This window comes from Catenulispora acidiphila DSM 44928, from assembly GCF_000024025.1.
GTDB classification, from domain to species: domain Bacteria; phylum Actinomycetota; class Actinomycetes; order Streptomycetales; family Catenulisporaceae; genus Catenulispora; species Catenulispora acidiphila.
On record NC_013131.1, the window covers coordinates 5,463,858 to 5,477,752 of the forward strand.

General features: G+C 71.5%; 11 protein-coding genes. 4 read left to right on the top strand and 7 right to left on the bottom strand.

Annotated elements, in window-relative coordinates:
* Positions 1–146 precede the first annotated feature (146 nt).
* From murJ to CACI_RS23740, 3 genes are all read right to left on the bottom strand, one after another.
* The gene (gene murJ / locus CACI_RS23730) at positions 147–2,135 is read right to left on the bottom strand and encodes a murein biosynthesis integral membrane protein MurJ (protein ID WP_049871683.1); all 1,989 of its coding nucleotides are present in this window, start codon (positions 2,133–2,135) and stop codon (positions 147–149) included.
* A gap of 18 nt (positions 2,136–2,153) precedes the next feature.
* Complete coding sequence (locus CACI_RS23735; RefSeq protein WP_015793388.1) at positions 2,154–3,905, bottom strand: serine/threonine-protein kinase; 1,752 nt, start codon at positions 3,903–3,905, stop codon at positions 2,154–2,156.
* A gap of 200 nt (positions 3,906–4,105) precedes the next feature.
* Entirely contained in the window at positions 4,106–4,765 is a 660-nt protein-coding gene (locus CACI_RS23740; protein ID WP_015793389.1) for a hypothetical protein, read from the bottom strand.
* A 209-nt stretch (positions 4,766–4,974) separates the two neighbouring features.
* Between CACI_RS23740 and CACI_RS23745 the strand changes: the two genes are divergently transcribed.
* The 3 genes from CACI_RS23745 to CACI_RS23755 all read left to right on the top strand — a co-directional run bounded on the left by CACI_RS23745 (position 4,975) and on the right by CACI_RS23755 (position 7,806).
* The gene (locus tag CACI_RS23745) at positions 4,975–5,826 is read left to right on the top strand and encodes an alpha/beta fold hydrolase (RefSeq protein WP_015793390.1); all 852 of its coding nucleotides are present in this window, start codon (positions 4,975–4,977) and stop codon (positions 5,824–5,826) included.
* 101 nt (positions 5,827–5,927) lie between these two features.
* Complete coding sequence (locus tag CACI_RS23750) at positions 5,928–6,977, top strand: hypothetical protein (RefSeq protein ID WP_015793391.1); 1,050 nt, start codon at positions 5,928–5,930, stop codon at positions 6,975–6,977.
* A 94-nt stretch (positions 6,978–7,071) separates the two neighbouring features.
* Positions 7,072–7,806: a DUF695 domain-containing protein gene (locus CACI_RS23755; protein ID WP_015793392.1), complete on the top strand. Its 735-nt coding sequence runs from the start codon at positions 7,072–7,074 to the stop codon at positions 7,804–7,806.
* 90 nt (positions 7,807–7,896) lie between these two features.
* Here CACI_RS23755 and CACI_RS23760 read toward each other — a convergent pair whose 3' ends face one another.
* Positions 7,897–10,827, bottom strand: a complete 2,931-nt coding sequence (locus tag CACI_RS23760) for an FAD-binding and (Fe-S)-binding domain-containing protein (RefSeq protein WP_015793393.1) — start codon at positions 10,825–10,827, stop codon at positions 7,897–7,899.
* Positions 10,828–10,991: 164 nt separating this feature from the next.
* Here CACI_RS23760 and CACI_RS23765 point away from each other — a divergent pair, with 164 nt between their 5' ends.
* Entirely contained in the window at positions 10,992–11,774 is a 783-nt protein-coding gene (locus tag CACI_RS23765; protein ID WP_015793394.1) for a VOC family protein, read from the top strand.
* Positions 11,775–11,855: 81 nt separating this feature from the next.
* Here CACI_RS23765 and CACI_RS23770 read toward each other — a convergent pair whose 3' ends face one another.
* From CACI_RS23770 to CACI_RS23780, 3 genes are read right to left on the bottom strand one after another with little or no spacing between them, the layout of a single operon-like run.
* The gene (locus CACI_RS23770; protein ID WP_015793395.1) at positions 11,856–12,593 is read right to left on the bottom strand and encodes an ABC transporter ATP-binding protein; all 738 of its coding nucleotides are present in this window, start codon (positions 12,591–12,593) and stop codon (positions 11,856–11,858) included.
* Entirely contained in the window at positions 12,590–13,192 is a 603-nt protein-coding gene (locus CACI_RS23775) for a PadR family transcriptional regulator (RefSeq protein ID WP_015793396.1), read from the bottom strand. Before CACI_RS23775 ends, CACI_RS23770 begins: the two co-directional genes overlap by 4 nt.
* Positions 13,193–13,243: 51 nt before the next feature.
* On the bottom strand, positions 13,244–13,495 hold the full coding sequence (locus tag CACI_RS23780; protein ID WP_015793397.1) for a hypothetical protein: 252 nt from the start codon (positions 13,493–13,495) through the stop codon (positions 13,244–13,246).
* Positions 13,496–13,895: the final 400 nt, after the last annotated feature.

Sequence of the window (13,895 nt, forward strand, 5' to 3'; positions counted from 1 at the left end):
AGGGAACCTCCATGTGGGGGTGGATGGGGGTGCGCTGGGATGAGAATGGCACCCCATCAGGACCCTGTGAAGACGAAGTTACCAACGAGTTTTGACGAGCGGGTAACTTCTTGGTTGGCAGGTCAGTACGTTTCAGAACATACCCCTCATCCCGCCTTGGGAATCAACCCCATGATTCGGGACCGCACTCGGCGTGTCAGACGGTCCACCTCCGCCACGCGCAGCGCCTTGGCCGCCAAAACGTAGACAACGACCAGAGCCGTGCCCCCGGCCGCGGCGGCGAGCAGCGAGGCGGCGCGCGCCGACCCGGCGAGCGCCCCGACGTCCTGCGCGGCGGCGTAGCCGACCAGCCCGGCGACGGTCGCGGCCAGCAGCAGCCGGCGGTAGACCCGTGACACGCCCTTGCCGGGTGCGGCCGCGCTGGGCCCGGCGAGGCGCCGCCGCAGCCGGCGCACGGACCAGGCCAGCCCGATCGCCGAGGACAGCCCGGAGCCGGCGGCCATCACCACGACCGGCCAGCGCGTGCCGCCGAGGAATGCGGTCGCCGCGATCGCGATCGCGGCGTTCACCGCGCCGGTGATCAGCCCGACGGTGAACGGCGTCCGCGTGTCGCCGAAGGCGTAGAAGCCGCGCAGAATCACGTACTGCGCCGAGAACGGGATCAGCCCGAGGCCGGAGGCGGCGAGCATGAAGCCGATCCCGTGCGCCTGCGACAGGCTGGTCTGCCCGTAGCCGAACAAGACGGCGGCGAACTGCGGACCGAGGGCGAGGAACGCGAACGCGCACGGCACGATCGCCGCCCCCGAGACCCGCAGCCCGAGCGACAGGTCGCGGCGCACGGCAGCCGGGTCGTCGTCGGCCGCCGCGCGGCTCATCCGCGGCAGCAGCATCGTCAGCAGCGACACGGTGATGACCGACTGCGGCAGGATCCAGATCTGCTGCGCCTTGGAGTAGGCGGCATAGCCGACGGCTTGATGCGGATGTGCCTGGTCCACACCGGTGGCCAGGGACATCACCAGGAGGTTCACCGCCTGGCCGACGAGCATGTAGGCCAGCGTCCACTTCGCCGGCGCGGCAGCCTGGCCGAGCCCCGCACCGCGCCAGTCGAAGCGGGGACGGTAGCGGACGCCCGAACCGGCCAGGAACCACAGCACGACAGCCGCCTGCACGACGACGCCGGCGGTCGTCCCCATGCCGATGAACATGCTCTGCCCGGCACTGAGCACGGCCTGGCCGTCAGCGCCCTGCGCCGCTCCCCCGCCGACCGCGACGAACCCGCCGAACACCGCGACCACCACGATGTTGTTCAGCACCGGCGCCCACGCCGCCGGGCCGAACCGCCCGCGTGCGCCGAGCACCTGCCCGACGACCGCGAAGACTCCGTAGAAGAAGATCTGCGGCATGCAGTAGCGCGCGAAGGACACCGCGAGCGCCCGATGCGCGGCGTCCAGCTTGCCGGCCGACGCCGCGACGATCCACGGCGCCGCCATCGTCGCCACCGCCGTGATCGCGAGCAGCGCGCAGAACACCAGCGTCAGGAAGCGGTTGACGTACGCCGCGCCGCCGTCGGCGTCCCGCCGCATGGCCGCGACCAGCTGCGGCATGAAGACCGCGTTCAGCGCGCCGCCGATGATCAGGAAGTAGATCATGTTCGGCAGGGTGTTGCCGACGGTGAAGGTGGTCGCCAGCACCGAGGATCCGAGCGCCGCCGCCTGCAGAAGCTGGGCGACCATGCCGCCGAGCCGCGAGACGACGGTCGCGGCGGCCATGCCCGCCGAGGAGCGCGCGCCGGCGGAGGTCTTCTTCGCGGGCGGGACAGCCGGGGCGGCGGTGGCGGAGGCGGCGGTCGCGGTGGCGGGGGCGGGGGCGGGGGCGGCGGCGGTCGCGGTCGCGGTCGCGGTCGCGGAAGTCTCCGGAGTCGCGGCGGTCGGCCACCACAGGTCTTCCACCGCCGGACCCTGCACCGGTCCGCGTCGCAGCGGCATCAGCTGGGCGAGCAGGTCCGGGTGCGGATCGGTGATGGCCCGCAGCATCCCGGTGTCCCAGTCGCCCGCGACCGCCGGGATCTCGAAGCGGCCCGCCTCGACGGACGCGGCGTGCGCGTAGCGGCGCGGGTCTGTCTCGGATTCGCTCACTGCCCCCACTTGCTCCTGCTACTCCTGCGGATACCGCTCCAGGATCTTGCCCTTCAAGTCCGCGGAGAGATAACCGCTGCGGTAGTCGTCGCCGACATAGACCCGCAACCCCAGTGTGTGATCGATGATGTCAGAGTCCACGACCACGTAGTGGTAGTTGGGGTTCTTCACGTTCAGCGAGCTGTTGGCGTCCTTCAGCAGCCCCGGCAGCGCGTCCCAGTTCACCGTGTACGGGTCCAGCGCCGGCTCGCCCTCGTCCAGGGTGCTGCCGGTCATCGAGAAGGCGGCCTTGCCGTTGCTGTAGTCGTAAGTGTCGTAGACCTTCGGGTCGTCCTTCTTCACCACGTCGAAGCTGGCGTGGTCGTCGTAGACGGTCATCGACACCACGCGGTTGCTTCCGCTGACCGCGAAGATCTGCTTGATGACGGCGCGGACGCCGGCCGGGGTGAGCAGGTGCTGCGTCGCGGTCGAGGAGCCGCCGCCGGCCGAGGCGGCGGTGGCGGTCGTCGAGGACTGCGACGGCGGCGAGGAACCGGCGACCGCGACCGGGTCGGAGAAGGAGGGCATGGAGAACGCCGGGGAGCTGTTCGCCGGGTCGGCGCCGCCTGTCCGGTTGCCGTGGCTCTGCGCGCGCGTCGTGGCCCAGACCGAGATGCCCATCACGGCCAGCACGGCCACCGTGGACATGGTCGTGAGCCGGAACGCCTTCGACCGGTAGCGCTCGGTGGCTTCGGGGCTCATGCCCGCCGGGTAGGAGGTGGACGTGTTGCCGTAGGGGTTGACCGGCGGATGGCCCGCATAGCCGGCCATCTGGTCCGTGACCGGCATCTGCCCGGTGCCGCCATACTGGATGGTCTGCTGCCAGTTGGTGTAGCCAGTGCCACCGGCGAAGTTGCCCGGTACCTGCGCTTGAAGCCCGGTCACGCTCCGCCCGGCCTCGACCTGCGCCAGCATCGCGTCCAGTTGCTCGGCGGTCGGCCGCCGCGCCGGGTCCGGCACCAGCACCGCGCTCAGCACCGGTCCCAGCGCGCCGCTGCGCACCGGCGGCGGCACATAGCCGCCGGAGACCGCTGCGATGGTCGCGATGGTGGAGTCGCGGCTGAGCGGATTGCGCCCTTCCAGGCCGACGTAGAGCATCAGGCACAGCGACCACAGGTCCGAGCTCGGATCGCCCTCGATGCCGTGCACGCGCTCGGGCGCCATGTACTCCGGCGAGCCGATCAGCATCCCGGTCGCGGTGAGCCCGGGCGAGGCCTCCAGCGCGGCGATGCCGAAGTCGGTGAGCACCGGCGTGCCGTCCTCGCGCAGCAGCACGTTGGCCGGCTTCACGTCGCGGTGCTGGATCCCGGCTGCGTGCGCGGCCCGCAGCGCGCCCAGCACGCCGCGTCCGATGCGCACCGCCTCCGGGACGGTCAGGTCACGCTCGTCCAGCAGGCTGTCCAGCGACCCGCCGCTCACCAGCTCCATCACCAGCCAGGGGTGCGCCAGGTCCGGGGAATCGACGATGTGGTAGATCGTCACGACGTTCGGATGCTGCAATCGCGCCAGCGCCTGCGCCTCCCGCAACACCCGCTCGCGCACGATCCGCTGCCCGGCCGGATCGCTGCCGTGCACCGACGGATCCGGCGAGCGCACCTCCTTCAACGCGACCTCGCGCTGCAGCATCAGGTCGCGGGCCCGCCACACCAGCCCCATGCCGCCGCCGCCCAGCCGCTGCGACAGCTCGAAACGCCCGTCGATCACGTATCGGCCCTGGTCCCCTCCGGTCATGCGGGAAGTCTAGGGTTCAGGACGGACAGCGCTTGCGGGCCGAAACATCGTCACCAAACCGGAATGTACCGCCTCGAGTCCTGCGATATGGCACGGAAGCGGGCACGCAACAGCCGGCCTCCCGCCGGGACGCAAGGTGTTGATGGTTTGACGCGTCCGCGGCCGGAGGCCGGCTGCCGTGATCCGGGAGGCCGCGCCGCCTAGACGACCTCGATCCCGTCGATCTCGTCCTCCGCGCCGTCCTCGGCGAAGGTGTCGAAGTACTCGTCGTCCTCCTCGTCGCCGATCACGTCGAAGCGGCAGACGATCCGCTCGGGGTCGGTGTCGGAGAACGGGTCCTCGAACCACTGCTCGTCGGCGACCGCCTCGGGGTCGGAGGCCAGGACCCAGGTGGTGCCGTCGCCGGGGAGCAGGCCGAGTTCGTCCGAGCGGTTGTGGATCTCGTCGGGGTCGAACACGTCGAACAGCGCGGCCAGCGAGCCGGAGACGGTGCTGATGTCCAGTTCCGGGTCGACCGCCCCGGCGGCCAGGCCGCGCGCCGCGCCGAGCAGCCGGCCCGGGTGCTCGATCTGGTAGTCCCGGCGGATCAGCACGCTGATGGCCTCGGGGTTGTCCGGGTCCGCCGCCGACTCGGGGTACTGGCTCGGGATCTCGAACGGGGTGACCTCGTTGTACGTGTCGTACAGGGCGTCGTCGTAGGACTCGGCGGCGGCGGCCATGGCCAGGAAGGCCGTGCGCACGGCCGGGTCGCTCTCGTCCGACCGGCCTTCCACCGCGGCCAGATGGGCGTCGATCGCGGCTTTGAGGGCGTCGGCGGCCGAGCGGACGTCGGCGGCGGTGGGGGCGGTCGGTTCAGACATGAGGTAGACGGTATCCGGTCTTGGCCGTGTCGGCTCGCAATACCGGCGCGCGCATTCGCAAGAAGGCATGGACTTGTCAGCCCCATGGACGACGCGCGGCCGAACCGCGTCCGGGGCATGGACGGCACGGCGGCGGCTCGGTAGCGTCGCTGCAGGCGAGGCGGTCAACCCGGCCGCCGGGAGGAACGGCAGAACGCCAGGGGGCGCATATGCGCGCGTATCACGTGACCATCGGCGCGTACGAGTTCACCGCGACCGAGGAGGGCCCGCAGGCCGGCCCGCCCGTGGTGCTGCTGCACGGTTTCCCGCAGACCTCGGCGAGCTGGCAGGCCGCCAGCCGGCTGCTGGCCGCCGACGGTCTGCGCACCATCGCCTTGGACCAGCGCGGCTACTCCCCCGGCGCGCGCCCCCTGGAGGTCTCCGAGTACCACGTGAACCGGCTGGTCCAGGACGTCGTCGGCCTGCTGGACGCCCTGCACCTGCCCAGCGCGCACCTGGTCGGGCACGACTGGGGCGCGATCGTCGCCTGGCACGCCGCGGTGGCGCACCCGGACCGTTTCAGGACCTTGACGGCGGTGTCGGTGCCGCACCTGAAGGGCTTCTACGAGGTCCTGGCCGACCCCGGCCCGGAGGGCGAGGACCAGCGGCGGCGCTCGGAGTACGTGCAGCTGTTCCGCATGGACGACAAGCCCGAGGACGTCCTACTCGCCAACAGCGCCCGCGCGCTGCACGACCTGTTCTCCCCGCTGCCGGAATCGGCGATCCTGCCGCACTACGGCGCCCTCGGCCAGCGCCCGGCGCTCACCGCCGCGCTGAACTGGTACCGCGCGATCGACGTGAAGCAGTCGGCGGCGCTGGCGAACGTGCGGATCCCGACGACGTTCGTGTGGTCCACCGAGGATGTCGCGATCGGGCGTGCCGTGGCGGAAAACTGCGCACAGTGCGTCGAGGGCCCGTACCGGTTCGTCGAGCTGAACGGCGTCAGCCACTGGATTCCGGACCAGGCGCCGGTGGAGTTGGCGCGCGCCGTGGTCGATCGCGTGCGCTCTGTGGACAACTGAGCGGATTCGCGGAGCAAACACTCCCCTGCGCGTGAATCCGATCACAATCCCTGTGCGTTGATTCGAGAATCGGTGGTGCTGGTTGGAAAACTGATGACTGTATGACTACGCCGACGCATGAGCCCCGAGACCCCGACCGCGCCGTTCCCGAACCGGAGACCCGGCACAGACTCGACCTGTCCGTCACCAAGATCGCCGCCGGTGCGAGCGCGGCCGCGATCTCCGCCGCCGTCGGCTCGAAGCTGGGCGTGGGCGGCACGATCGCCGGCGCGGCGGTCGCCAGTGTGGTCGCGACGTCGGCCAGCGCGGTCATCGGACACTCGCTGGAGCGCGGGAAGACCGCGGCGCGCAAGGCGATGCCGGTACTGGATCCGGAGCAGTTGGAGACGGCGATCCTGTCGCGGGCGCGGACCGTGCGCTCGGCGCATCGGACGGCGGCGGTCGAGATCGTCGACGAGCCTGCGGCACTCACCCACTTCGACGAGGCGCAGACCCAGCTTTCCCTGACCGACCGGGCTCTGGCCGACAGCGCCGTGGACGAGACAGCCGTGCTCGACGGCGATACCGATATCCACGCCCCGATGGGCCCGCACGCGCAAACCATGCTGCTGGCGAACATCGCCGCCGACACGCCGCGCACCTGGAAAGACCGCATCCCCGGCCGCAAGCCGCTCCTGGCCGCGGCCATAGCGAGCTTCATGCTCGGCACCGGCGCCGTCACCGCGCTGGAGGTCGCCCGCAAGGGCGAGTTCCCCGGCTATCACAGCAACGTCTTCAGCAACGACCCCGGCCAGAGCGGCGGCTCGCACGACCAGCCCGCCCCGGAGAACCCCGGCGGCAACGGCTCGCACGAGGGCTCCACACCGTCGCAGAAGCCGGACTCGCCGTCCCCGACGCCGTCCGGCTCCAGCGACTCGCCGAGCACCACGCCCTCCACGCCGCCGTCCTCCGGCTCCACCCCGGTCACGCCGAGCACGCCCTCGACGAGCCCTTCGACCGGTCCCACCGGAGCTTCCACGACCCCGACGACCTCGCCGAACAGCAGCACGAGTCCGTCCTCCGTGCCGAGTACGCCCGGCGCCCCGACGCAGAGTTCCACCGCCGGCGCACCGGGCAAGGCCACCCCGACCGGCGGCGCCCCGACGGGCTGACCGACCAGATCCGGCGAGAACGCCCTCCGCGGCCGCCGATCATGCAAAAATCAGTCGCCGCCGGGGACACGCCGGCCACCTGAAGGGGATACTCGTGAGTCTGGGCTGGGATGTCTACTCGTGCCGGGTCGACGGCAAGCCGGCGGTGATCACCCTGGACCTGGACCTGCAGGATGTCGCCGACAGCGGCACGCACCCCCAGCGCCTGCACGTGCGCCACGCCCTGCGCTCGCCCCGGGAGAACGGCCTGCCCGACGGCACCGAGAACGACCAGATGTACGCCCTGCAGGACGCGCTGGTGGAAAGCCTCGGCGCCGAGGTGCGCGCGATCTACCTGGCCTGCCTGACCAACGACGGCCACCGCGAGCACTTCTTCCACCTGCCGCCGCGCGCCGACGGCCGCGCCGTCGTGGCGAAGGTGGAAAGCGCCCTGGGCGACTACGAACTGGCGACCTTCACCGAGGACGACCCGGAGTGGCGGTACTACCACGAGTTCTTGTGGCCGGACACGCGCAGCATGCAGTACCTGATGGACCGCCGCGTCGTGCAGTCGCTGGCCGAGAACGGCGACAAGCACAGCGTCCCGCGTCCCGTGGACCACGTTGTGGGCCTCCCGGATGAGGCTCGCGCGCGGACGATGCTCGTCGATGCGCAGGCCGCGGGCTTCACCGGCAGGGTCGAGAAGCGCAACGGGCAGTGGATGGTGCATCTGGAGCGCACCGACGCCGTCGAGCTGGACTACATCCACGGGGTCGTGTGGGAGCTGCACGAGATGGCCGAGCGGCTCGGCGGCTACTACGACGGCTGGGGCTGCGTCATCAGCAGCTGAAGTTGGAGCTGCGGTATGCGGTGTTGCGGAGTGCGGTGCTGCGGTGTACGGCGCTGCGGTGTACGGCGCTGCGGTGTACGGCGCTGCGGCTCAAACATCATCGAGTGTCGGCAGACCGGCCGCCAGCACCTCGGCGACATGCCAGACCCGGCGCTCGGCCACAGCCTGCTCCACCTGGGTCCGACAGCTGAATCCGTCAGCGATGAGCAACGTGTCCGCGGACGCGGCGCGGATGGCCGGGAGCAGGTTCAGCTCCGCGACGGCCATCGAGACCTCGTAGTGCCCGGCGGTGACCCCGAAGTCGCCGGCCAACCCGCAGCATCCGGACACGATGCGCGCGTCCACCCCGGCGCGCGCCAGCAACTCCACCTCCGCCTCGCCGGTGGCGCCGGTGGCGTACTGGTGGCAGTGGATCTGGATCAGGGCCTTGTGACCGCTCCACGGCGAGGCCGGCGGACGCCAGTCGGGCGCGTACCGGGCCAGGAACTGCGCGGGCCCGGTCACCAGCTCTGCGGCGCGTGCCGCGAGCGGATGCGTGGGCAGCAGTTCAGTCAGCTCCTCGCGCAGGGCGGCGGCGCAGCTGGGTTCGGGCACGATGATCGGCAGTCCCGCCTCGACCGCCGGAGCCATCGCCTCCAGCGTGCGGGCGACGACGCGCCGCGCGGTACCGAGCTGTCCGGTCGAGATCCAGGTGAGCCCGCAGCATCCGGTGCGCGGCGGCAGCAGGACACGGAAGCCCGCAGCGCGCAGGACGGCGATCAGCGCGTCGCCGACAGCCGGCGTGAAGTTCTCGGTGAAGGTGTCGGCCCACAGGACAACGGTGCGCGTGCCCGCCAGCTCCCACAGGGCGGAAGTGGACCAGCTTCCTGCTTCAGCGTCCTTCGTCGGGACGCCCGGCTGTGTCCTGGCACTATCTGCTCGCCGCCGCGAGAAGGATCGCACCGCGAACCGCGGCAGCGCCCGCTCCTCGGCGATCCCCCCGAGCCGCTTCAGCAGCGGCGCCAACGGCGAGGCCAACACCCGGTTCACCACGCGCGGCGCGAACCCGGCCAGCCGCGCCCACACCGGCAGCCATCCCAGCGAGTAGTGCGCCGCCGGGCGCACGCGTCCGCGATAGTGCTGCGCCAGCACCTCTGTCTTGTACGAGGCCATGTCCACGCCGACCGGGCAGTCCGTCTTGCAGCCCTTGCAGCCCAGGCACAGGTCGAGCGCGTCCAGGACCTCCGGTGCGCGGTAGCCGTCGCTGACCGTGCGTCCGTCGAGCATCTCTTGCAGCACCCTGGCACGCCCGCGCGTGGAGTCCTTCTCATCGCCAGTGGCCCGGAACGACGGGCACATCACGCCGCCGACCGCACTGCGGCACTTCCCCACTCCCACGCAGCGCCGCACCGCGCGCCCGAAGTCCCCGCCGTCGCTCGCCAGTGCCAGCTCCGGCGGCGCCATCTGCACGACGTGCGGCGCGCGCAGGTCGGCGGCGAAGTCGCGGGGCGCGACCAGGATCGCGGGGTTCAGCACGCCGTCGGGGTCGAACGCGGTCTTGCATTCCTCGAACGCCCGCAGTAGCTCAGGGCTGTACATAGCGGCCAGCAGCGCCGAGCGTGCCTGGCCGTCGCCGTGCTCGCCGGACACCGATCCGCCGTGCGTGACCACCAGTTCGGTCGCGGCGGCGGTGAACTCCGCGAACTGCTGGCGTCCGGAGACGGTCTGCAGGTCGTGGTCGATGCGGACGTGCAGGCAGCCCTCACCGAAGTGCCCGAACACCGTGCCCTTGCGGCCGGCGCTCAGCATGAGCGCCTCGAACCCGCGCAGGTAGTCCGCCAGCCGCTCCGGCGGTACCGCCGCGTCCTCGAAGCCCGGCCACGCCTCGGCGCCCTCGGCCGTCCGGGTCGCCAGCCCGGCGCCGTCCTCTCGGATCCGCCACAGCTGGCGCTGCTCGGCCTCGGCGCGGACCACCCGGGTCGCGTGCGCGCCGGCCAGGTCCGCGACGATCGCCGCCGCCTGCCGCGCGGTCGTCTCGATGAACAGCCATCCGCCGCCGGCCGGCAGCGAGGAGGGCAGCGGACGCTTGCGGCGTGCCGCCCACACGTCGGCCAGCTCCGAGCCCAGCCCTTCGATCGCCGAGGGCTGATGCGGCAGCACGCGCGGCACGTCGGCGGCGGCCGTCACCATGTCCGGGTACGCAGCGACCACCAGCACCCGGTCCCGCAGCACCGGCACCAGCCGCACCTCGGCGCCGAGCACCGCGGCGAGCGTGCCCTCGGAGCCGACGAGCGCCTTGGCGACGTCGAACCCGTTCTCCGGCAGCAGATGCTGCAACGCGTAGCCGGAGACCTGGCGCGGGAAGCGCCCGAGCTCCCGGCGGATGGCCTCGCCATGGCGTTCGACCAGGGCGCGCAGCCGCTCGTCGAGCGCTGCGACGCCGGACGTGCCGCGCCGCGCTGTGGTCCGCGTGCCGTCCGCGAGCAGCAGGTCCAGGCTCAGCACGTTCTCCGACGTGGTCCCGAACGCCAGCGAGCGCGCGCCGCAGGCGTTGTTGCCGATCATGCCGCCGACGGTGCAGCGGGAGGCGGTGGAGGGGTCGGGCCCGAAGCGCAGTCCGTGCGGAGCCGCTGCCGCTTGGAGCGCGTCGAGCACGACGCCCGGCTCCACCCGCGCGGTCCGGGCCTCGGCGTCCAGCTCCAGGACCCGCCCGAAGTACCGCGAACAGTCCAGCACCAGTCCTTCGCCGATGGCGTTCCCGGCGACCGAGGTGCCGCCGCCGCGCAGCGTCACCGGCACACCGTGCGCCCGGCTGACGCGCACCGCCGCGGCGACCTGCTCGGCGTCGCGCGGGAAGGCCACGCCGCGCGGCACGTGCCGGTAGTTGGAGGCGTCGGCGCTGTACTCGGCGCGCCGCCGGGCGCCGGAGCCGACGTCCAGCCCGGCCTCGGCCAACGCCGCGCGCCACGCCCGATCGGGCAGGTCAGAGGCATGGTTCGGGCCGGGCGCGGAGGACTTCGCAAGGGAAGATCGGTCGGGCACGCTCCCAAACTAGCGCCCCGCCGAGCCGCCGGGCGCGGCGTGCCGCATTCCGGGGGCGGAACGGGTGCGGGGCGGGTACGTTCGGAGGGCAAACCCCTGCAAAACCCCGTCAGGTGCAAACCCCGTCAGGCCGATCATGGCCGGGCTCAAGGAGGCCCCGCGCGATGAAGATGACAGAGTACGTCCCCGGCACCCCGTGCTGGGTCGACCTGGGCACCACCGATCTGGAGGGCGCCAAGGCCTTCTACGGAGGCCTGTTCGGCTGGAGCGCGCAGGTCGCCGAGGACCCCGCGGCCGGCGGCTACACCACGTTCCTGCTCAACGGCGAGCAGGTGGCCGGCGCGATGACGACCATGTCGCCGGAGCAGCCGGTGGCCTGGAGCACCTACGTGGCGGTGTCCGACGCCGACGCCGCGATGACCCGGGCCGAGGGCGCCGGCGCCAAGGCGATCGTGCCCCCGATGGACGTCATGGACATCGGCCGGATGGCCATGTTCGCCGACCCCACCGGCGCGGCCCTGGGTCTGTGGCAGCCCAAGACGATGAAGGGCGCCGGCCTGGTCAACGAGCCCGGCGCGCTGGCCTGGGACGAGCTGAACACCCGCGACGCCGAGGCGGCCAAGGCCTTCTACGCCGCGGTCTTCGGCTGGGACGCCAAGACCACCCCGATGGGCGAGGGGATGGAGTACACCGAGCTCAAGCTCAACACCCGCACCGTGGCCGGACTGATGGTGATGGACGACGAGCACTTCCCGAAGGAGACGCCCCCGCACTGGGCCGTGTACTTCGGCGTGGCCGACTGCGAAGCCTCGGTGGCCAAGGTGGGCGAGCTCGGCGGCACGATCGTGGTGCCCACGACGCCGATCCCGATGGGCCGCTTCGCGGTGTGCCAGGACCCGCAGGGCGGGTTCTTCTCGATGTTCGAGTCGTCCGGCGCGTCGGAGTAGTCGTCGCTGAGCGCGGACCTGCCGAGTTGCTTCGAACACTGATCGCCGCCGGTCGTCACGAGTCGTCCTGACCGGCGGCGATCACGCGTCCGATGCCAGCAGGTCCTCGGCGCGCTGGGAGGGTGCGGATTCGTCGACGATGAGGCCGTCGCGGATGAAGACGATGCGGTCGGCCCAGGCGGCGTGGCGGGCTTCGTGGGTGACCAGGACGCCTGCGGCGCCTTCGTCGCAACGCTTTCGCAGCAGACGCAGGACCGCTTCGCCGGTCTCGGTGTCCAGCGCGCCGGTGGGCTCGTCCGTGAGGATCAGGCGACGATCACCGATGAGGGCCCTGGCGATCGCGACGCGCTGCTGCTGACCGCCGGACATCTCATCGGGAAAACGGTCGCCTTCGGCGCGCAGGTTCACCTCTTCGAGGGCTGCCAGCGCCTCCTGCCGGGCTTTGCGGGCCGACATGCCGTCCAACTCGCGCGGCAGGGCGACGTTCTCGGCGGCGGTGAGCGCCGGGATGAGGTTGTAGTCCTGGAAGACGTAGCCGACCGAGCGGCGCCGGATCGCCGCGAGCTGCGCCTTGCTCTGGGAGGCCAGGGTGGTGCCCTCGATGACCACCTCGCCGGTCGTCGGCATGTCCAGCCCGCCGGCGAGCGAGAGCAGCGTGGACTTCCCCGACCCCGACGGACCCATCACCGCCACCAGCTCGCCCGGCGCCACGGCCAGGTCGACACCGCGCAGCGCGTGCACCTCGGCGGCACCCTTGCCGTGCACGCGGGTGACGGCGCGCAGCTCCAGCACCGGGTCGGTTCTCGGATCCCCGCTCATCGTGCAGTGCCCTCCCTGGCGGCAGCGGTGGGTGGTTCTGTAGGTACTGACGCCGCAGAGCCCGCACGGGTTGCCGCCGGCAGCGTCCGCGCGTGCCGCATCACCCGCGCCTCAACGTGATCCAGCCACCGAATCTCCGCCTCGCACTGGAAGACCATCGACTCCAGCACCAGGCCCGCGGCCAGTTCCTCAGGCGCCAGCCGCGTCTTGACCCGCGTGTAATCCTGCAGCGCACCGAGCGCGTGCTTGCGCTGAGCGTGCACGATCGCCGGAACGTCGACCCCGTCCACAGTGACGGCGAGCGCCAACTTCACCGCCAGCTCATCGCGCGGCCGCTCCGCCCGCGTCACCGGCCGCGCGAACCAGCCGAGCAACTCCTCCCGCCCGGCATCAGTGATCCGGTAGAAGACATGCCCCTGCACATCCTCCCCAGCCGCCTCCACGAACCCATCCCGCTCCAACCGAGCAAGCGTGGTGTACACCTGCCCGATATTGAGCGGCCACGTCGCCCCAGTCCGCTCCTCGAACTCGGCCCGCAGCTGGTACCCATAGCGCTCGCCGCCGGCCAGGCCGGCTAGGAGGGAGTGTTTGACGGACATGACATATACGTACCCGGTATGCAGGGCGCGGAGCAAGGCGGGACCGGGCGGTCACGCCTCCATACCGCGCGGCGTGAATCGCCAACCGTTGAAGAAGTCATCGTTCAGGCGGACGGCAAGAAGCGCTGCGACGGATTCGGTCGCATCGAGGTGGAAGGCCACAAAGGGCGCCTGGCGGTCGTCGGTGGCGTAAGCCAGGGTCTTCGCGGATCGCGCGTGCGGGTCGCCGAACGTTATCGAGGCAGGTCCGTATTCGGCGATGACGTCGTCGAGGTTGTGATCGGCAGCCGACCAGGACACCACGCTGTCAACCAGGCGGCTGAACTCCGGGCCGTCCAGTGTCCGGTCCAGGCACAGCCACCCCGACGGAAGGCGTCCTCGCCGTGTTGCGAAGCGACTACATGGATCTCCGGATCGCCGAAGAACTCCCGGAAGAAGCCCGAGGGGTTCAATCGCGCGTTGGTGTCCGGTATCCACATCTTCGGCTCGCCCCGGTCCTCGGCTGCCGCCAGCTGGTCGAGCAGCCGTCCCAGCTCCGCCACGCCCCCGAACCGTGCCGGCTGGCGCACTGCCTGGTTGAACCGATCCAGCAGCTGGTCCCGCGTCAGATGCGGCGCTGTCGCGGGCGGCGTCGGCGGCATGGTGCGGTGTGCGGGCGGCGCGACATCGAGGGACACGCTGCCATTCTCCGGCTTGGCGGGCG

Excerpts from the sequence above, each read along its gene's own strand:
- CACI_RS23765 (WP_015793394.1), top strand. The coding sequence starts at position 10,992 with ATGAAGATGACAGAGTACGTCCCCGGCACCCCGTGCTGGGTCGACCTG.
- CACI_RS23775 (WP_015793396.1), bottom strand. The coding sequence starts at position 13,192 with ATGTCCGTCAAACACTCCCTCCTAGCCGGCCTGGCCGGCGGCGAGCGC.
- CACI_RS23745 (WP_015793390.1), top strand. The coding sequence starts at position 4,975 with ATGCGCGCGTATCACGTGACCATCGGCGCGTACGAGTTCACCGCGACC.
- CACI_RS23770 (WP_015793395.1), bottom strand. The coding sequence starts at position 12,593 with ATGAGCGGGGATCCGAGAACCGACCCGGTGCTGGAGCTGCGCGCCGTC.
- CACI_RS23740 (WP_015793389.1), bottom strand. The coding sequence starts at position 4,765 with ATGTCTGAACCGACCGCCCCCACCGCCGCCGACGTCCGCTCGGCCGCC.
- CACI_RS23750 (WP_015793391.1), top strand. The coding sequence starts at position 5,928 with ATGACTACGCCGACGCATGAGCCCCGAGACCCCGACCGCGCCGTTCCC.
- CACI_RS23735 (WP_015793388.1), bottom strand. The coding sequence starts at position 3,905 with ATGACCGGAGGGGACCAGGGCCGATACGTGATCGACGGGCGTTTCGAG.